The 17,691-nt window shown below is 55.8% G+C and carries 26 protein-coding genes and 1 tRNA gene; 12 read left to right on the top strand and 15 right to left on the bottom strand.

All coding sequences use genetic code 11. The features are described 5' to 3' along the window. Positions 1-20: 20 nt before the first annotated feature. Positions 21-713, bottom strand: a complete 693-nt coding sequence (gene ung, locus DK871_RS15115) for a uracil-DNA glycosylase (protein WP_161905598.1) — start codon at positions 711-713, stop codon at positions 21-23. A 136-nt stretch (positions 714-849) separates the two neighbouring features. On the opposite strand from ung, the gene DK871_RS15110 reads away from it, so the two are divergent. After that, entirely contained in the window at positions 850-1,962 is a 1,113-nt protein-coding gene (locus DK871_RS15110; RefSeq protein WP_161905597.1) for an enoyl-CoA hydratase/isomerase family protein, read from the top strand. On the opposite strand, the gene DK871_RS15105 is transcribed toward DK871_RS15110, so the two are convergent. Both DK871_RS15105 and DK871_RS15100 read right to left on the bottom strand, forming a co-directional pair. Next, on the bottom strand, positions 1,948-2,400 hold the full coding sequence (locus DK871_RS15105) for a DUF3757 domain-containing protein (protein WP_161905596.1): 453 nt from the start codon (positions 2,398-2,400) through the stop codon (positions 1,948-1,950). The genes DK871_RS15110 and DK871_RS15105 overlap by 15 nt on opposite strands. Before the next feature lie 157 nt (positions 2,401-2,557). Beyond that, a complete protein-coding gene (locus DK871_RS15100) occupies positions 2,558-2,917 on the bottom strand; it encodes a hypothetical protein (protein WP_161905595.1) in 360 nt (119 codons plus the stop codon). Positions 2,918-3,160: 243 nt separating this feature from the next. On the opposite strand from DK871_RS15100, the gene DK871_RS15095 reads away from it, so the two are divergent. From DK871_RS15095 to DK871_RS15075, 5 genes are all read left to right on the top strand, one after another. Continuing rightward, complete coding sequence (locus tag DK871_RS15095) at positions 3,161-3,373, top strand: cysteine-rich CWC family protein (protein ID WP_161905594.1); 213 nt, start codon at positions 3,161-3,163, stop codon at positions 3,371-3,373. Next, positions 3,363-4,055 (top strand): pseudouridine synthase, encoded by a 693-nt coding sequence (locus DK871_RS15090; RefSeq protein WP_161905593.1) that lies wholly within the window; start codon positions 3,363-3,365, stop codon positions 4,053-4,055. The genes DK871_RS15095 and DK871_RS15090 overlap by 11 nt, the downstream gene beginning before the upstream one ends. 305 nt (positions 4,056-4,360) lie before the next feature. Continuing rightward, positions 4,361-5,245: an alpha/beta fold hydrolase gene (locus DK871_RS15085; protein ID WP_161905592.1), complete on the top strand. Its 885-nt coding sequence runs from the start codon at positions 4,361-4,363 to the stop codon at positions 5,243-5,245. A 113-nt stretch (positions 5,246-5,358) separates the two neighbouring features. After that, a tRNA-Gly gene (locus DK871_RS15080) sits at positions 5,359-5,432 on the top strand. Between the two features lie 223 nt (positions 5,433-5,655). After that, positions 5,656-5,829 (top strand): hypothetical protein, encoded by a 174-nt coding sequence (locus tag DK871_RS15075; protein ID WP_161905591.1) that lies wholly within the window; start codon positions 5,656-5,658, stop codon positions 5,827-5,829. Between the two features lie 94 nt (positions 5,830-5,923). On the opposite strand, the gene DK871_RS15070 is transcribed toward DK871_RS15075, so the two are convergent. The 4 genes from DK871_RS15070 to DK871_RS15060 all read right to left on the bottom strand — a co-directional run bounded on the left by DK871_RS15070 (position 5,924) and on the right by DK871_RS15060 (position 8,486). Next, entirely contained in the window at positions 5,924-6,868 is a 945-nt protein-coding gene (locus tag DK871_RS15070) for an HNH endonuclease (RefSeq protein ID WP_161905590.1), read from the bottom strand. Between the two features lie 212 nt (positions 6,869-7,080). Further along, positions 7,081-7,311, bottom strand: coding sequence for a DUF4035 domain-containing protein (locus DK871_RS15065; RefSeq protein ID WP_161905589.1), 231 nt, complete (start codon positions 7,309-7,311; stop codon positions 7,081-7,083). Positions 7,312-7,742: 431 nt separating this feature from the next. After that, entirely contained in the window at positions 7,743-7,868 is a 126-nt protein-coding gene (locus DK871_RS29175; protein ID WP_256677472.1) for a hypothetical protein, read from the bottom strand. Between the two features lie 3 nt (positions 7,869-7,871). Next, complete coding sequence (locus DK871_RS15060) at positions 7,872-8,486, bottom strand: head maturation protease, ClpP-related (RefSeq protein WP_375139741.1); 615 nt, start codon at positions 8,484-8,486, stop codon at positions 7,872-7,874. Between the two features lie 273 nt (positions 8,487-8,759). Between DK871_RS15060 and DK871_RS15055 the strand changes: the two genes are divergently transcribed. Next, on the top strand, positions 8,760-10,298 hold the full coding sequence (locus DK871_RS15055; protein WP_161905588.1) for a serine/threonine-protein kinase: 1,539 nt from the start codon (positions 8,760-8,762) through the stop codon (positions 10,296-10,298). 45 nt (positions 10,299-10,343) lie between these two features. Here the strand turns inward: DK871_RS15055 and DK871_RS29170 are convergent, their stop codons facing one another. From DK871_RS29170 to DK871_RS15045, 3 genes are all read right to left on the bottom strand, one after another. Beyond that, complete coding sequence (locus tag DK871_RS29170) at positions 10,344-10,745, bottom strand: phage portal protein (protein ID WP_256677471.1); 402 nt, start codon at positions 10,743-10,745, stop codon at positions 10,344-10,346. A 63-nt stretch (positions 10,746-10,808) separates the two neighbouring features. Further along, positions 10,809-10,979 carry a phage portal protein gene (locus DK871_RS29165; RefSeq protein WP_256677470.1) on the bottom strand — a complete coding sequence of 57 codons (171 nt, stop codon included), beginning with the start codon at positions 10,977-10,979 and terminating at the stop codon, positions 10,809-10,811. 74 nt (positions 10,980-11,053) lie between these two features. After that, the gene (locus DK871_RS15045) at positions 11,054-11,368 is read right to left on the bottom strand and encodes a DNA-binding transcriptional regulator (protein WP_161905587.1); all 315 of its coding nucleotides are present in this window, start codon (positions 11,366-11,368) and stop codon (positions 11,054-11,056) included. A 495-nt stretch (positions 11,369-11,863) separates the two neighbouring features. Between DK871_RS15045 and DK871_RS15035 the strand changes: the two genes are divergently transcribed. From DK871_RS15035 to DK871_RS15020, 4 genes are all read left to right on the top strand, one after another. Next, positions 11,864-12,046, top strand: a complete 183-nt coding sequence (locus DK871_RS15035; protein WP_003189411.1) for a type II toxin-antitoxin system HicA family toxin — start codon at positions 11,864-11,866, stop codon at positions 12,044-12,046. 21 nt (positions 12,047-12,067) lie between these two features. Further along, entirely contained in the window at positions 12,068-12,478 is a 411-nt protein-coding gene (locus DK871_RS15030) for a type II toxin-antitoxin system HicB family antitoxin (RefSeq protein WP_161905586.1), read from the top strand. A gap of 84 nt (positions 12,479-12,562) precedes the next feature. Further along, positions 12,563-12,901 carry a hypothetical protein gene (locus DK871_RS15025; RefSeq protein ID WP_161905585.1) on the top strand — a complete coding sequence of 113 codons (339 nt, stop codon included), beginning with the start codon at positions 12,563-12,565 and terminating at the stop codon, positions 12,899-12,901. Between the two features lie 77 nt (positions 12,902-12,978). Further along, entirely contained in the window at positions 12,979-13,479 is a 501-nt protein-coding gene (locus tag DK871_RS15020; RefSeq protein WP_161905584.1) for a methylated-DNA--[protein]-cysteine S-methyltransferase, read from the top strand. A gap of 86 nt (positions 13,480-13,565) precedes the next feature. Here the strand turns inward: DK871_RS15020 and DK871_RS15015 are convergent, their stop codons facing one another. The 4 genes from DK871_RS15015 to DK871_RS15000 all read right to left on the bottom strand — a co-directional run bounded on the left by DK871_RS15015 (position 13,566) and on the right by DK871_RS15000 (position 16,251). Continuing rightward, a complete protein-coding gene (locus DK871_RS15015) occupies positions 13,566-14,093 on the bottom strand; it encodes a DUF4142 domain-containing protein (RefSeq protein WP_003189402.1) in 528 nt (175 codons plus the stop codon). A gap of 119 nt (positions 14,094-14,212) precedes the next feature. Continuing rightward, the gene (locus tag DK871_RS15010) at positions 14,213-14,854 is read right to left on the bottom strand and encodes a LysE family translocator (protein ID WP_161905583.1); all 642 of its coding nucleotides are present in this window, start codon (positions 14,852-14,854) and stop codon (positions 14,213-14,215) included. A 47-nt stretch (positions 14,855-14,901) separates the two neighbouring features. Then, the gene (gene fos / locus DK871_RS15005; protein WP_161905582.1) at positions 14,902-15,318 is read right to left on the bottom strand and encodes a fosfomycin resistance glutathione transferase; all 417 of its coding nucleotides are present in this window, start codon (positions 15,316-15,318) and stop codon (positions 14,902-14,904) included. Positions 15,319-15,333: 15 nt separating this feature from the next. Beyond that, positions 15,334-16,251, bottom strand: a complete 918-nt coding sequence (locus tag DK871_RS15000; RefSeq protein ID WP_375139740.1) for a LysR family transcriptional regulator — start codon at positions 16,249-16,251, stop codon at positions 15,334-15,336. Between the two features lie 77 nt (positions 16,252-16,328). Here DK871_RS15000 and DK871_RS14995 point away from each other — a divergent pair, with 77 nt between their 5' ends. Continuing rightward, on the top strand, positions 16,329-16,805 hold the full coding sequence (locus tag DK871_RS14995; protein ID WP_161905580.1) for a DMT family transporter: 477 nt from the start codon (positions 16,329-16,331) through the stop codon (positions 16,803-16,805). Here DK871_RS14995 and DK871_RS14990 read toward each other — a convergent pair. Beyond that, a complete protein-coding gene (locus DK871_RS14990) occupies positions 16,777-17,451 on the bottom strand; it encodes an NAD(P)H-binding protein (RefSeq protein ID WP_161905579.1) in 675 nt (224 codons plus the stop codon). The two genes, DK871_RS14995 and DK871_RS14990, sit on opposite strands and share 29 nt — an antisense overlap. Positions 17,452-17,691 lie beyond the last annotated feature (240 nt).

The raw sequence follows: 17,691 nt of genomic DNA, 5'->3' as shown, positions 1-17,691 counted from the left end.
CATTTTGAATGTGCCTGGCCTCAGACCGGTGGCAAACGCCACTCGATCGGGGCCTCGCCATTCTGCTCAAGAAACTTGTTGGCCCGGCTGAAATGCCCGCAGCCCAGAAACCCGCGATACGCCGACAACGGCGAGGGATGCACCGACGTCAGCACCAGATGTTTGGTGGCATCGATGAGCTTCTGCTTGCTTTGAGCATGGGCGCCCCACAGCAGGAACACCAAGTGCGGCTGATGCTCGCTGACTACCTCGATAATCCGATCAGTGAAGAACTGCCAGCCTTTACCCGCATGGGCGTTGGCGTTGGCGCGCTCCACGGTCATGGTGGTGTTGAGCATCAGTACGCCTTGGTCGGCCCAGCTTTGCAGGTAACCGTGGTTGGGGATGTCGATGTTCAGGTCGCGCTTGAGTTCTTTATAGATATTGACCAGCGACGGGGGCGCCGGCACGCCCGGTTGTACCGAGAAGCACAGGCCGTGGGCCTGGCCAGGGCCGTGGTAGGGGTCTTGGCCTAGGATCACGACCTTGACCTTGTCCAGCGGTGTTGAATTGAGGGCGTTGAAAATCAATGGGCCGGGCGGATAGATCTCTTTGCCATCGGCATGTTCCTGGCGCAGAAACTCGCGCAATTGCGCCATGTAGGGCTTCTCGAACTCATCGCGCAGGGCGTGTTTCCAGCTGGGTTCGAGTTTGATACGGTCGCCATCGGTCATAGTTGAATTGTCTTGTAAAAAAGAATGAGGCGAACCCTAGGAAAGCCGGCCCCGCTTGTCAATTGATCTGACACAGCACCGGCACTTTCCCACGAAGGGATCATACTCATCCTTCACCTTCTCGATTGAGGCCACGATGAACCTGCATTTCGAAGAACTGACCGGCAGTGGCGGCGCTCGCATCGGCATCGCCAGCCTGGATGCGCCAAAGTCCCTCAATGCCCTCTCCCTGCCGATGATCCAGGCCCTGGATGAGCGCATGGAGGCGTGGGCCAAAGACCCGCAGATCGTCTGCGTGCTGCTGCGCGGCAACGGCCCCAAAGCCTTTTGTGCCGGTGGCGAAGTACGCAGCCTGGCCCAGGCATGCCGTGAACAGCCCGGTGAGGTTCCAGCCCTGGCCGCGCAGTTTTTTGCCGCTGAATATCGCCTTGACTACCGCCTGCACACCTACCCAAAACCGTTAATCTGCTGGGGCCACGGTTATGTATTGGGCGGTGGCATGGGCCTGTTGCAAAGTGCCGCCGTGCGCATTGTTACGCCGAGCAGTCGTTTGGCCATGCCCGAGATCAGCATTGGCTTGTACCCGGATGTGGGGGCCAGTTGGTTCCTGTCCCGCCTGCCGGGCAAGCTCGGCTTGTTTCTGGGCCTCACTGGCGCCCATATCAACGGTCGCGATGCACTGGACCTGGGTCTGGCCGACCGTTTCCTGCGTGATGACCAGCAAGACGAACTGCTCGATGGCCTGCTGCAGCTGAACTGGCAGGAACAGAGCGCGATGCAACTCAACAGTCTGCTCAAGGCGCTGGCCCAGGAGGCGGTCAGCGACCAACCCGAAGCGCAATGGCTACCACGCCGCCCACAGATCGACGAATGGCTGGATGTAGGAGATGTGCGCTGTGCCTGGCGTGCCTTGAGCCTGCTGCGCGACCACAGCGACCCGCTATTGAACCGCGCTGGCAAAACGCTCAGTGAGGGCTGCCCACTGACGGCGCATCTGGTGTGGGAACAGCTCCAGCGCGCCCGTCACCTCTCATTGGCCCAGGTGTTCGAGATGGAATACACCCTGAGCCTTAACTGCTGCCGTCATCCGGAGTTCGCCGAAGGCGTTCGGGCGCGCCTTATCGACAAAGACCAAACGCCTCATTGGCATTGGCCGGATATCAATACACTGCCGGAAGCAGTGGTGCAGGCGCACTTTGACAAGGCCTGGGAAGGTAGGAATCCTCTGGCGGATTTATCTGACTACTGACAGGTCTGTACGCTTGTTGTTGACCTTGAAAGCGCAATTGTCCGGCTGGCTGTCCACGCAGGTATACACCGGCAACTCGAACGCATCGGGCTGCAGCTTCCAATACAAGGTACTGGTCAACGACATGTTGATAATTTCGTTGCCCCTGCTTGGCCTCAACGCTACCACCCCGTTCCAACTGGTGCGGTAGATACACTTGTCCATGTAGCCGTTTCCTCTCTCCTCGCCGTCGCCCGGCATGAAGACTGCGCCAATGAACCCGTCGACAACACCACGCGACGCTACCCTCGGGCTTTGCCAGCGCAGGCCATTGTCCTGGGCGCGATAATGGCCGTCGACGTACACAATCTGCGTCGTATAAGGACAGCCCTGCTCCGCTCTTGCCGATGCAATGAAGCAGCTCATCAGCAGGAGCACGCAAATCAATTGTTTGAACATAGGGATTCCATCTGCTCAGTCTCACCACGCAAAAGCACAAGGCTTCTCGTCAGTGAAGTACAGCTAGCGCCTCAAAGATAGCTGTTAAATCTGACAGTACGGACATACGGTACCTATAAAAAACGGCGCAGGATGCGCCGCTTGTTTTTCAAGATATTTAACGGTGACCGCCGCGGCCACCTCCGTGGTCGGAACCACGCCCACGCCCGCCATTGCCCCAGCGGTCGCCCCACCCCTGGTTTGAGTAGGGCCGGTAGCCGGCCCGTGGGTAATAACGGGGTGCCGGTTGGTAGTAGCGCGGCGCCGAATAGTAGCGAGGCTGGGGCGCATAGTAGCGAGGGGCTGGCGTGTAATAGCTGCGCCCGGAAGGGTAATAACGCGGGCCGCCGTAGTAGTAGGCTGGCGCCGGTGCGGTGTAGACCTCGGAGCGATAGTAGGTAGCGCCTCCATCGTAGTAGGGCACGCAGGCTGAAAGGGTCAGGCCGAGCAAAGCGATAAGCAGCAGTCGTCGATACATGGCGGCCTCCTGGACCGCGGAAGAGCTCCTCCAGCGACGCTGGCGAGCGGCATTCAGCCTTCACTGAATGACGAAATATCTGACATCAAAAACCGAATCTGGTGCGTTCGCGACACAAGTGGAAACATCTGTTTCAGACGAAGTGAAGCCTCGCCAAAAAGCCATGGTGATGGAATGCCGCTCAGCCGCGCTGTATCGTGCAATAACTAACGCGCCCTACCCGATTCCCTTCTGAACCGACCCATGACCACACCGACCCTCTGCCCCGCCTGCGGTGCCCGCAACGACTGCTCCCTGGCCGACCCGCGCACGGCCGGTCAGGCCTGCTGGTGCTACAGCGTCACCATCGACCCGGCGGTGCTTGAAGCCCTGCCAGATGAACTGCGCAATAAAGCCTGCCTGTGCCCGCGCTGCGCCCAAGTGGACGAACAGTTGCGTCACCGCCATGCGCGTTGATCGCTTCCTCAGCAACCTGCCACAGTTCAATCGCAAGCAAGTGCGCCTGTTGCTGGCGGAGCGCCGGGTAACCATCGAGGGTGTTGCAGTCAGCGATCCGCACCATGACGTACGGGAATTCAGCCAGGTCTGGGTGGACGGTGAAATCCTGCAAGCGGGCAAGCCGGCGCGTTATTTCATGCTGCACAAACCTCAGGGTTGCGTCAGCGCCACATCAGACCCGCAACACCCCACGGTCCTGGACCTGCTGGACGAACCGGACAAAGCCGACCTGCATATCGCCGGGCGCCTGGATTTCAACACCACCGGCCTGATGCTGATCACCAACGACGGCCAATGGTCGCGGCGCCTCACGCAACCGCAGACCAAGTTGCCCAAGGTGTACCACGTGCAAACCGAACAGGACATCGGCCCGCAGTACGCGCAGACGTTCGCGGCAGGCGTGTATTTCGCTTTTGAAGATCTCACTACCCAACCTGCCGAACTTGAACTGCTGAGCCCTAGAACGGCCCGGTTGAGCATCATCGAGGGCCGCTATCACCAGGTGAAGCGCATGTTCGGGCATTTTGATAACAAGGTGACCGGCCTGCACCGCGAACGAATGGGGCCTTTGGTGCTGGATGCGTCGCTTGCGCCGGGTCAGTATCGGCCACTGACTGACGACGAGATCCGACAAGTCTGACGACCGTTCAGCCGGTGACGGCAAAAAACCAGCCGCTTGCCTTGCGACCTGCCTTCGGTGCTGCTTGAATCAAGGCGTCAGCCAGATGATGACTGACAAGTCGACCTATAACCTCCAAGAAACACCTTGCCTCGCCCGCGCTTGATCTTCGGGCCCTCCCGGCAAACCGCCCGCCATAACAACACCCGCCGGCCAGCCGTCATCGGGCCGATATGGGCGCTCATTTTCCAGGCGTATGCCTACCTGTCATAAAGCTCGTGCAGAGTGATTTGCGCGCACTACCCGCTTGCCAGGAGTCTTACGACATGAGGCCAGAAATCGCTGTGTTGGATATACAGGGTCAGTATCGGGTGTACACGGAGTTCTATCGCGCGGACGCAGCGGCCAAGACCATCGTCTTGGTCAACGGCTCCATGGCGACCACAGCGTCCTTCGCTCAAACCGTGAAAAGCCTGTACCCGCAATTCAATGTGGTGTTGTACGACCAGCCCTACGCTGGCCGGTCCAAAATCCACAACCGTCATGAGCACATGTTGACCAAGGAAGTCGAAGGCCAGATCCTCCTGGAACTGCTCGACCACTTCGCCGCTGAACACGTGCTGTCCTTCTCCTGGGGCGGCGCCGCCACATTGGTCGCCCTTGCGCACCGGCCGCGGCGCGTGGAAAAAGCGGTGATCAGCTCATTCTCTCCAGTGATCAATGCGCCAATGCGTGACTACCTGGAACGGGGCGTCGACTACTTGGGCAACCTCGACCGCGACCGTGTCGGCCACCTGGTCAACAGCACCATCGGCAAGCATCTGCCGTCGCTGTTCAAACGCTTCAACTATCGCCATGTCAGCAGCCTGGCCGCGCACGAATATAGGCAGATGCATTTTCACATCAGCCATGTGCTCAACAGCGACCGACAGTGTTACCTCAAGGCCGCCAGGCAGATCGATATTCCGGTGCTGTTCTTGAACGGCGAATGGGACGAATACACCCGTGCCGAGGATGCCAAGCTGTTTGGCCAGCATGTCGCCAAGAGCAGCTTCAGCACCATCCAGGCAACGGGGCACTTCCTGGACATGGAACATAAAGCCGCGTGTCGCGATAGCCGTGAGGCCGTGGTGGGCTTCTTGAAGGGTCAGCGGCCCGCCAGCCCGTTGCGATATAGCCAGGGCCAGGCGCAGCATGCATGGGCGCTTTGAAATCAGGCCTGGCACTGTGGCGAGCAAGCTTGCTCGCCACACGCAACTCTCACATTTTTCAAAGAAAAACTTCAAATCCAGCCGAACATCTGGTACAAAGTCAGCCGCTCTGAGCGGGTATAGTTTAGTGGCAAAACGAAAGCTTCCCAAGCTTTAGTTGAGGGTTCGATTCCCTCTACCCGCTCCACTTCTGCTTTTCCCTCGTTGTTGCGCATCATCCCCCATGCTTCCACATCAGCGACCCGCCCAGTCAGTACGGGGCTGACCGCCTCTACTTCCTTGTGACCAGTGCTGGTCGTAAGCGCTGTGTGCTGCGGTACAAAAAACCCAATGGGAAATGGGGATGGAATGCGTTGGGCGCCTATCCTAATGTCAGCGCCAAATACACCTGAGAAAAAGCACGGGCCTCGTTGAAGCTTAATGCTGCTGGCGTTGACCCCATTATTACGCACAAAGCTGCCCTGAAGGCGGCACAGGCTGTTGCTGAAGCCAATACCTTCAAAGTGGCGGCTGATTTGTGGCTGGATAAGAAAATCAAAGAGGGTCGGGCTGAGAAAACCTCAAAGGGATTGGCGGCGCCCTGAAGAACGACATCCTCCCTGCCCCACCGCATCTCCCCCCCTAAACACTTGTCTGCGTTTAGGAGAGCAGACACCGTCACTTACAAAAATACGTCACTTAGACCTGAGACTCTTCAGCTCTGAAGAAAATTTCAACCTTTTCGTTTTTTACGAGTTTATTCGAACTAAAATCAACAACATCTACAGCCGGCTCACCAAATTCCTTATACTCGTCTATCGGCCTCAATGAAGGAGCCAAAGGCATCGCCGCACGAGGGTTTTTATTGATGACCGGTATAGGAATCTGAAACTGAAGACCACTAAATGCAAACACCAAAACATACTTGATATTTAGCGACTCATACTCCAATTTAGTTTTACAGAGCATGCATCTAATCGTATCAGGATCAGAAGGACCTGGAATTTTCCAAACAATAACTTTTTGCTCAACCATGAGTTGAGATTGTTCTTTAGACAACAACCATCCCTTGAGAAACTCTACGTTGAACCTCTCACTTTCCGGCATCATCGCCAAAGCCATCTTCACAAAAGTCTTGTATATAGCCGTCGGATAGTACGGCTGACGTTCTAGAGTAAATTTCAGCAAATCATCTTTCACTCGAACATAGACAGGCTCATCGCCGTCAGCTACTGGTGAAACCTCTACATTTAGATCCCGATTTTCGTTTACAGTGACCTTCAGCTTTTTATCTTCACTGTACTTTAATGGCTTGCGACCTCTAATCCTATTCATCACACGATGTGGATGAAAGTATTTCCCGAAGCTATCCTCTACGTTATCTCCAAAGTGCTTATTACAACTATCACACTCCAAATTATCTATAAGTGTTTTATTCCCTATCAGGAGTGGTATGGCATGAGCTTCTTTTTTAAAAGTGGTTTCACCTTCTCCTAGATTACAAAATCTACATACCTTATTAATCACTCCACCCAGATAACGCTTTTTTTTACCGGGATGCAATGTGACACTCTTAACATCTATATACTCACTGAAAAAATTTTCTCCAAGTATCTTGTGGCGTTTTTCAAAATCAGAAATCATGGGCCGTCCTTGATATTTTACCCAACAAAGGCAATATGCCATTATTGCAATAACCTTAATCACACAACTACAAAACTCTCATCCACTCAACTTTTTCTGATATCCTCCCAAAAACTCATCGACATCTTACAGCTAAAAAATGCATGAGCCCACCACAAAACTACACCTCTAACTTAGTCTTCGCGATTAACGCAAGCGTGCACAGGCCAACATTATTGCTTAATTAGCTGGGCAGCAAAAAAATAGGGTAGTAGATCCAAAGCTGAAACTTTTGCTCCACGAGCCTGTAAGACCGTCGCAGCCGGAATTGCTGTCTGCACATCACCTCTAAGATCACTTATCGGCGACTCACGGTTAAAGGTTTGCCACAAGAACAGCTCTTCTGCGCTCAATTGCTCGCTCAGTTCGCGCAAGGTCTTGCCGAGCCGCAAAGCCAGCGCCATGAGAACCCCCAACTCCGGCTAAGCGTTTAGGCGTTTCCCGCCATGCCGCTGGATCAGGTGAGTCAGACTCAGCGCTGACACCGCTCAGCTCAAACGCTTTAGCCACCAACCGGTCGTGCATCGGACTAAACGCCTCGGCCAATTCGTCATCGCCAAACAACCTGCGACCCGACAACTCAAATAACGTCCGCACCAAAACAAACGCATACAGCGTTTGAAATTGCCAACGGATCGAGGATTTTGTCGCGCAGATCGCTATCGCTTGTTCTCGCACGCGGCATCACGCACCTCCATTGCCCGTATCAAAACTGACCGCCCCGGTGATCCGCACATTGAACGTGCCGTTCACCGTGCTATTCGGCGCAGCGTCCCAGGTGAACTGGGTCACAAGTCCAAGAAACAACGAGCAGGTCTTGTCCCTGAACGCCACTTTAAATGCACGCAGCTCGCCGTCGCGCTTCGCTCATGGCCTCCTCGGCCTGCTTGCTGAAGGCGCGGGAGGCACGCCCCAGCTCGGCGCAGACCTGTTTGAGCAGGTCGTGGGTGGTGTCGGACATGGTTTATCCTCCCGACTGCTGTGGGATGGCAGCCCGAAGCCGGGCCAGGGCGAGTTCCAGTTCGATCACAGGGTTGTGCTGCGAGCGGTTCAAGCAACGGCGTGCCAGCAGACCTGCCAGTTTTGCGCCTTGCTTGATAGCGTCAGAGGCGAGTAAGTCGTCGGCAAAACCCTGCTCGACGGCAGCTCTGCCGGCGATCCAGTTGTCCGCGTTCATCAGTTGCTGCATGGCGTCTTGGGAGCTGCCGGTGCGGGCGGCGTAGATATCTGCCATGGCCTGATCGAACGGCGTCAATCTCTCGGCCATCTCCATCAGGTCATAACGATTGCCCATGGCAACGACCCAGCAGTTGTGAATGTTCAGGAATCCGGCGCGGGCGATGCGTACCTCGTCTCCGGCCATTGCAACAATCGACGCAGCCGATGCGGCTAGCCCTAGCACCTTGATTGCGACCTTGCCGGAGTAATCCCGCAGCAGGTTGTAGATCGCCAGGCCTTCGAACATATCGCCGCCTGGTGAGTTGATGTTTACCGTGACATCGGCGTCGTCGATAGCGCGTAATGCGGCGGCGATGCGTTTGGCGGTGACACCTTCGCCAGTCCAGGGATCGAAGCCGATGGGGTCGAAGATCGAGATCGTGTGCTCATCCTCGATGGCGGCTCGGATCGATGGTTCCAGCGCTCCAACGCCAAGGACCTAACTCCGCCGGACAGGTCGGGACAAGATGGCAGCCGAGGCAAAGGGAGCAATGAACGAGTCGCCATATAAATCTCCGATGGGTGATGCAAGCCTGGGAACCAAAGCTCGATGAGCGGAAAAATTAGAATGCTTAGGGTTAGCCCTCAGAAGGCAAAATGCTACTATCGCCGTTTATTCAGAGGGAATTGGGTTATGTCCATCAGCAATTTGATCAAACACTTCAAGTCTTCACCAACACTAACCACAGATGTCAGCGATTTCACTTATATGGAGCCACTTGGTGAAGGCGGAAATAGCACGGTCCTCCTTTTTGAAAAAGGAAGTACAAAATACGCGGTCAAATTTCTTGAAATCCATGAAAAAAATAAAATACAACGTTTCAAAGATGAATATTTCTGTGCCGCACAGATACCAACCCATCCAAACATTTCCCAACTGTTTCACTTCGACAAAACAGAAATCTCAGGATCCCCCTACTTCATAGTCATAATGAAGGCTTATTCAGGCACTCTAAAAGTCCTAAAAAACGATAACGATAACGACCTAACTGGCAACCTATGGAGTATTTTCCAAAACCTCTGCAATGGTCTAAAACACCTGCATAACCATGGAATAACCCATCGAGATATCAAGCCACAAAATATATTCCTAGACGCCAAGACCGGACAGTACGTCATCGGAGATTTAGGAATCGCACACTTTGACGAAGATAGGTTTACAAAAGAAGCAAAAACAAAAGCAAACGAGCGCACCGGTAACTATCTGTTCAGTGCTCCAGAGCAAGCAAACAACAATGAACGTGCAACTTTTGCCAGCGATATATTCGCATTAGGTCAAGTAATGCACTGGCTAGTCACAGGTACAGCCAACAGAGGCATAGATCGGAGTAGATTCTCGAAAGAAAACTCCCCAAAGCGTCTAAAACTGCTGGACTCAATAGTAGATCAATGCCTAAAAAACAATCCCACCGACCGTTTTCAATCAGTAGAGTCGATAGAGGAATTTATAGGACGCACGGAAGCACAACCGATACGTGACATACGTGATCGAATGAGAGATCTCGATTTATGCATTCGGCAGTCTTTCCCTGAAATCACTGATTTATATTCCACGGAAGACCGCCATGAAATTGAAAGATTCATATTAAACTTCAACAAAGTCTGTAAAGCTGAAGAATTTTGGTATCAAGGGTCTAGCAATGGCGATGGAAAGCTCACACCGTTTGAAAAACTAGAAAACGGGATCTGGCTACTCAACAAATACAACGAGATTAAAATTAAAAAGCTAACAATTTACAAAGACCCTAGCCACTTCTATAAAAGCTTTTTCGCACTTACCATTGAACCATCAGAAAGGTTTGAAATTATAGATAACAAAGAAAATAACGTCAGCAGAGGCTTCACCTACAACCTGCCTGTAGATGAAGCCGTACTCTGGAATGGCAACTACATTTCAGCTGAAAAAACCCACAACGGTTACTACAACACGGGATCCGAAGTCATCCCTGTTACAGAACCAGAATTTCAAACACGATTCCGCCATATAAACCAACCTTATGCATACATTGTCATTCCAGATGGTAGCGGGGCTTCTCGAATTATAGATCGTACCCCGACCTCACGTTTGCTCTCATCTGCTCTGGGCTACTCGGGTATCGACAAATATGACATCAAGCAATTCCTGCAAAAAATTGAGAACCATCATTCTAACGAGTTAACCATGTTTGATTAAAGACCCATCAAGCACGCCAACAGCAACCGTGCTGCCAAGATAACGTCAAGAAGTACTCACTGGCGCTGTCTCAAGCTGCTCAAGAGATATCATCGCTGCTTGGACCGTGAAGACCTCGCCACCCCGAATCGGCGGCAGGTTTTCAAAGCGGCGGACTTCGTTGCGATTGATCCAGCCGTGGGTAAGCCCACTGATGTAGAAACTGGCGCGACCGGCGCTATCAGCTCGCAGCAAGCCCTCTGCGTCGTTTTCGTCGATCAGGCAGCGGTTGATTTCCTGCTCGATGTTCACCAACAACGGGCGCAGGCTGTTGGTGAGCAAGTGCAAGTTTTGCGCTTCAACACTGGCGGCCCAACTGCTCTGCTTGGTCATGTGCCCGACCATGAACGGCGGCACACGAAACCAGCGACAGATCTCTTCGACGTAGAAGGCCCGGGTCTCCAGCATCTACGCGGCTTCGGGGTCCATGGTGATGCCCTGATACTTCAGGCCCGCTTCCAGCAACATGGTTTAACCGGCGTTTTTCGAGCTGCTGAATTCTTCCAGACTCTTGCGCAGGAGTTCGCGTTGCTCTTCGGTCAGGGTGCCTGCGCCTTGTGCAGCGCCGCCTTCAACGGTGAGGAAACCTGAGGCTTGCAGGCCGTTGGCGAATACCTTGGCTGCGGCCTCCTCGGCCGACATCGAAGCGCCGAAGATGTCGCGGCCGGTGGGCCCTAGATAACGCCCGACACAAGGCCGGGCGCTGGGCTAAACATTCAAACAGCGTTCAACCGCTCAACCATATCCGGGAAGCGCTCAACCAGCTTAATCAACAACGCCGCCTGAGCATTGGGCTTGGACTTCGATTGCTCCCAGTTTTTCAGCGTGTCAGGACTGGTCCTGATCTGCCGGGCGAATACAGGCTGTGACATGTGCAGCTTTTCACGGATGGAAATGATCTCGGCAGCCGTCACCTCTGGGGAAGCAAGGGCCTCCACTTCGTACTGACGAAGCGTAATCTTCCCCTGCCGGTGTTCAGCCATCTCGCCAACACCCTGCATCAGTTCTGCAAACAGATCGCGCTTTTTCATTTTCCACCTCGTTTTTTCAGCTCTGCATCAATCGCAGCTTTCAGTGCTTTCTCCTGATCAGCGGTCAGGTTAGCTATTTCATCCTCGTCATGACAGACGGCGCGGGGTCAGCCGACCCGAAAATTCTTGTATAGCGAACCGAAAAAAGCCCTGAAACCCGCGCACCACTTGACCCATTCGCCCCCCTCTACCCGCTCCACTCAGATTTGCATTTGCGTCAGGAGGGTTCTGGCGCAGGATGCACAAAAAACCGGTCCTTGGTGACCGGTTTTTTTATGCCAAAAATTGAGTCTCCAGCGCTCATCTGCTCCTAGACAGTCGAGCCTGGGGGCGTGAAGCACCTCGTAATACCTCCAAGCGGCGCCATTTCCGCGGGCTCATACACTTCATTCAACACCTATCGAAAACTCGGACATCGACCGCTGGTAGGTAGAGTGTTGATAATTTTATAGCAGTGGTTATAGTCACCACCAACACACACCACAAGGAGGTGATGTGGATAGCCGGTATCTGATAGGACACATCGTTGCAGACGGTTGGTATCTGGTGCGCATCAGGGGCAGTCATCATCACTTCAAGCACCCGACAAAGCCGGGGCTCGTGACGATCCCTCATCCCAAAAAGGACCTGCTGGATAAAACCGCTAAAAGCATTTTGAAACAGGCTCTGCTGAGCTGACCGTCCCTGGAGGGCAAGAGCATGCTTTACCCCATCGCAATTTCAACGGGCGACGAAAAACACGCCTGGGGCGTGGAAGTCCCGGATATTCCTGGCTGTTATTCGGCTGGCGATGACCTGGATGACGCCATGGCCATGGCCCGCGAAGCCATCGAAGGGCACTTTGAGATCCTGGCAGAAGATGGCGCGCCGATCCCCACCGCGCAGAAAGTCACCGTGCATGCTGCCAACCCTCAGTACGCCGGTTGCACCTGGGCAGTGGTGGACATTGACGTGACCAAATATCTGGGCAAGGCCCAAAAGCTCAACATTACCCTGCCCGGCTATCTGTTGAATCGCATCGATGAATATGTGCTGAATCATCCGCAGGAAAAGAGTCGTTCGGGGTTTCTGGCGTCGGCGGCACTCAAGGTATTACAGCAGGAGCGGTAGTTGCACCTAAGTAAAGTCTTACTGCGATGAGGGCCAAACGTCGCGATGATATAGGCTCGTCGCCCCAGAGACCGGAAGCAGGCAATGCTGAGAACCAAGCAACCCACACCCAAAATCATCCTGCGCCAAGTGGCCGGCTGGGTGCTGGTTTTACCATTGCTGATCTCGTTTGTGCGGCTGCCCTTCCCCTTCCCTTTTAGATTATTGCTGGAGTTAGGAGTGATTGTCGCGTCAGGGTATGGCGTAAGGTTTGCGTGGCGTCACGCAAACCCAGGCGTGGCTATGTTCGCTTTGATTGTCACCCTGCTCAACGTCATTTCTATGGCCATGTTAAGTACAGCGTCAGTCCTGAAGGCCCTTTACATCATCGCTTGGCTCTACGTGTACCCCTATTATTCAAGCTGGGTTTACTGGAACTTCTAGTTTGACCGCAAGAAACGTAGTTTCCAGACGTTCTGATGGACCTACAGTGACGTCGTCCCCTTTCAAGGAGCCTGCCGATGACTTACCACTACAAACTCATGCCTTCCCCTGTCGGTGAACTCACCCTGGTGGCGCGCGATGGCAAACTCAGCGCCATCCTCTGGGAAGTAGAGCGCGCCAACCGTGTACGCCTGGGTGAATTGATCGAGTCCCACGACAGCCCGGTGCTTTTGGAAACCGAACGCCAACTGCAGGAATATTTCGCTGGAACGCGTAACCAATTCGAGCTGGCACTGGACTTCACCGGCACCGACTTCCAGAAGCAGGTCTGGCAGGCACTGCTGACCATCCCCTTCGGCGAAACCCGCAGCTACAGCCAGATCGCCGAGCAGATCGGCAACCCAAAAGCCGTGCGCGCTGTCGGCGCGGCGAATGGGCGTAACCCCATTTCAATCATTGCGCCTTGCCATCGGGTGATTGGTGCTTCTGGCGGCTTGACCGGCTTCGCGGGCGGGCTGGCGGCCAAGCAGTATTTGCTGGCGCTGGAAGGCACCGGCCAAGGGGAACTGGCGTTATAGGCCACGTCCAGAACGGGCCTGAACTGGGCATAAAAAACGGCGGCTGGATTCTCTCCAACCGCCGTTTTTCATATCAGGCAGCGGCCTCAGCCGTCGCCTTGATGGCCCTTGCCATAGGTCGAGGCCAGGGCGCGGGCTTTTTGCAGGCGCTCTTCAAGCTTGGGCAGCGTCTCATCCACCAGCGCCTTTATCTCTGGCACATCCGACGCGGCACCCTCTTTCTGGAACAAGGCAATGGCGTCTTCGTTCTCCTTGACCTGCTGCGCAGTATAGGCAGCGTCAAAGGAATCGCCGTCCTTGAGTTCGGGCATCAGGGTTTCGGCTTTATCGACGATCTTCTCTCGCGGGGCCACTGGCAAATCAAGCTTCTTGGCGATAGCCGCCAAGTGCTGGTTCGCCAGGGTGCGTTCGTTGATGACCTCGATGGTGTAGTCCTTGATCTCTTGGGACGAAGTCTTGGCGTGGGCCATGCGACTGGTTTCGATATCGGCCATGCCTTTGGCCGAAGCCTGCTCGATGAATTCAGCAGGCGACTGGGCGAAAGCATTGCTGGCGCCGAGGCCCAGCAGCATCGCGAAACTGGCGGTGCGTAACCGGATAGCCATGCGGCTCATGATGGGTTCCTCCAGGGCAAAAATAGGCGCGGGGGCATACACCCCGCCCTGAATTCGAATTTCCAGGGCGGCAAAGGTTTAGAAAAAACTTCCCTGTGCGACGAACGGTCGTCGCCGCCTCAGGCCGCTTTGCTGCCGAATAGACCCGGCAATGCGTGCGCCAAGGCATTGAGGGCGAAGCCGATAAACATCACGCCGCAAAGCTTGGTGATCAGGATTTCATGGCGTTGATACAGCGTGCGCACCCGTTGGGCACCCACCACGCCGATCAGGATCGCGTAGGCCAGCAAGCCACCGATAAAGCTCAGCAGAATCAAGGTCGGCAGCATCGACCAGGTCAACAGCTCGGTCCGGCTGGACAGCAACGCGGTGAAAGTCGCCACGGCCACCGGATAGGCCTTGGGGTTGGTCAAGCCAAACAGAATGCCGTGCCAGAATGGGTGCCGAGCCGCGCCCTGAGGGGCATCGCTGCTGCGGCGTTGGGTACGGATCGCACGCCAGCCGAGCCAGAACAAATACACCCCACTGAGTACGCCGAGCACGTCAAACGCACTGCTGCCGACTTCCCGCGCACCGACGATGGCAATCAGCGCCGTGCTGCACCACACCACATCGCCGAGCAAATGCCCGCACAAAAAACCCGCGCCGGCACGCCGGCCACGGGACGCACCTATGCCGAATACGGCCAGCACACCAGGGCCTGGGGTAATGCCGTAGATAAAACCCGAAGCCAGCACAGCGAGCAGCAAAGATGGGGTCATGGGTACACGCTCCGACAGACGCTTGAAGGTGATCGATTCTGCATGTTTCAGCGCGGTGGGTAAAACTTCATTCCGGCATAGGGCTTGGCACGACAGACTTGCAGCCGCGAGGCCAGATCGCCGACGTGAACCTCCAGCTTATGGCCGTCGGGATCGAGGAAATAAAACGATGCGCCTTCGCTGCGGTTGTCCCGCCACTCCTGTACGCCGGCGGCACGCAGACGTTCGATCAAGGGAGTGAAATCAGCAGCATCGACAGTGAAGGCATAGTGGGTGTAATCCACCGCCGGAGCAATCGAGCGCAACGGGTCCAGCGACAGGCACAACCAAAGCCCAGGCAGTGAGAGGTAGGCACCGTTGTCCCAGGTTGCGTCGAGCTGCAGGCGCAGCAGGTCGTGATAGAAACTGACGCTGCGCGGCACATCGGTGACGGCCAGGGTCAGGTGGTTGAAACCGCTGAGCATTCAGGTTCTCTCGCGTTATCGTTGGTCTGCGGACAATACACCCACCACCCTGCCAATCAACCACTGCAACCCCGCATCCCCACCCCGGCGCGTATGCCAGGCCAGCTCAAAGGCAAACGACGGAATATGAAATGGCGGTGGCACGGCCAGCAATTGCCGAGCGTCAATATTCATCAAACCCCGGGACGACACCGTCAGAATCAGGTCAGTACCCTGGATCAACTGCGGCGCCACGCCCCAGTGCGGCAGGCTGATCGCCACATGGCGGCGTTCACGAATGGCCGTCAGCGCCCGCTCGATTTCCGGCGTGCCGCTGCCGCGCATCTCCAGCAGTACATGGGGACGCGACAGGTAGGTCGGCAGGTCCAGTACGCCGCTGGGCGCCAGGCTGTCGCGGTCGACCAGGCAGGTGTAATGCTCTTCGAACAGCGACGTAGTTCGCAGTTCGGCGGGCATGTCGGGGAATACACCCGCAGCCAGGTCGAGGTCGCCATTGAGCACACCGTCGACCATGCCTTCGCGGCTGGCCTGGATGATCTGCAAGTCGATACCGGGCGCTTCCTGGCGTAGGACGCGAACCAGGCCGGGCAGGAAAATCGCTGCACTGTAGTCAGACATCGCCACGCGAAAGCGGCGCTTGGCAGAAGTGGGATCAAAACAATTCGGCGCCAATAAAGCCTGCACCTGCGCCAGGGTTTCGGCCAAGGGTGCCGCCAACTCCAGGGCACGCGCAGTTGGCACCAGTGTGCCGCGCTGACGCATCAGCAGCGGGTCGCCCAGCATATCGCGCAGCCGCGCCAACGCATGGCTGACCGCCGGCTGGCTCAGGTGCAGGCGCTGGGCGGCGCGGGTGACGTGTTGCTCGCTGAGCAAGGCGTCGAGGATCACCAACAGGTTAAGGTCGATGCGGCGCAGATCATTCATCAGCTGCATGCCCTGCATAAGAATTTGGAATTTAAATTTGTGCGACGAATAACCTAGAGTCCAGCAAAACTTCTGGGAGCGTCGAGATGACGGTGTTGCATTGGGTAGGTTTGTTGGCGCTGGCGGTGTTCGCCGGTGCAGTGGTGCCGTTTCAAAGTGCGATCAACGCCAACCTTGGGCGCGGGCTCGGCCATCCTTTGTGGGCCACCTTGGCGTCGTTGCTGGTAAGCATCATCGTGCTGCTGCCGGTGATTGTGGCGCTGCGTTTGCCTCTGCCGAGCCTGGCCTTTATCAGCAAGGCACCGTTGTGGATGTGGGCCGGCGGTGCCTTTGGCGTGTGTTTTATTTCATTGGCGCTAATACTGCTGCCCAAGCTCGGCGCATCAGGTTTCATTGCGCTGGCCATGGCCGGGCAGATTCTCGCCTCGTTGCTGCTGGACCATTTCGGCCTGTTCGGCCTGGCGGAACGCCAGCTGACAACCTCGCGGGTACTGGGCGCGTTACTGCTGATCGGTGGCGTGGCGTTGATTCAGTTCAGCGGCGCTCAGCCGCCAAGCGATTGATCTGCGCCTGCTCCAGCACCGGCTGCGGCGCGCCATGGCTGGCCGCCTGCAACATCGCACGGCCGACGGTCTCGGTGCTCACCACCCAGTCCGGCTTTAGTCGCCGCACAAACGAAAGCACCGGCCCGAGCACGCTATAGAAAGATTGATACAACGGCGTCTTCGAACGCACACCGTGCAACGGCTGGATGATTCCCGGACGGAACAGATACACCGCCTTGAACGGCAAGCGCAGCAAGGCATTTTCGGTCTTGCCCTTGACCCGCGCCCACATCGACTTGCCGGCCTCGGAACTGTCCGTGCCGGCGCCGGACACGTAGATAAAGGTCATCTGCGGATTGAGCCGCGCCAGGGTGCTGGCCGCCACCAGGGTCAGGTCATAGGTGAGGTGGGTATAGCGCGCTTCTTTCATGCCCGCCGACGAAACACCGAGGCAGAAGAAGCACGCATCAAAACCTTGCAGCAGGTTTTCCAGGGGCTGGAAATCCAGCATGTCGCTGTGCAACACCTGATGCAGCTTGCCGTGCTCCTGGGTCAAGGGCGTGCGGCCCACGGCCACCACTTCCTGCACATCAGCCGCCAGCAGGCACTCGCGCAGCACACCCTGGCCCACCATGCCGGTGGCGCCGAATAACAGAACTCTCATGAAAGGACCTCAGCGGCACGCCGCACGCTTGATGCTTGAATGCATTAGGCGTGTAGCTTAACGCGTGTCGCTGGAGGCTGCGCCTATCAAAACTACACAACTTTGTAAGTTGTCGCAGCCGACGGTAACCACGATGCGAAGCGAGCCGCCCTTGATCTTGATCTGCTTTTGATCTCAGGCGCCCCGTCAAACCACGCTGGCCGGAATTCGACAGGGATTTGGGGGGTAAACCGGCAGGGA

Source organism: Pseudomonas sp. L13 (assembly GCF_009935965.1).
GTDB lineage: Bacteria > Pseudomonadota > Gammaproteobacteria > Pseudomonadales > Pseudomonadaceae > Aquipseudomonas > Aquipseudomonas lactis.
Note: the sequence above shows the minus strand (reverse complement) of the source record. Positions and strands in the feature narration are given on the sequence as shown.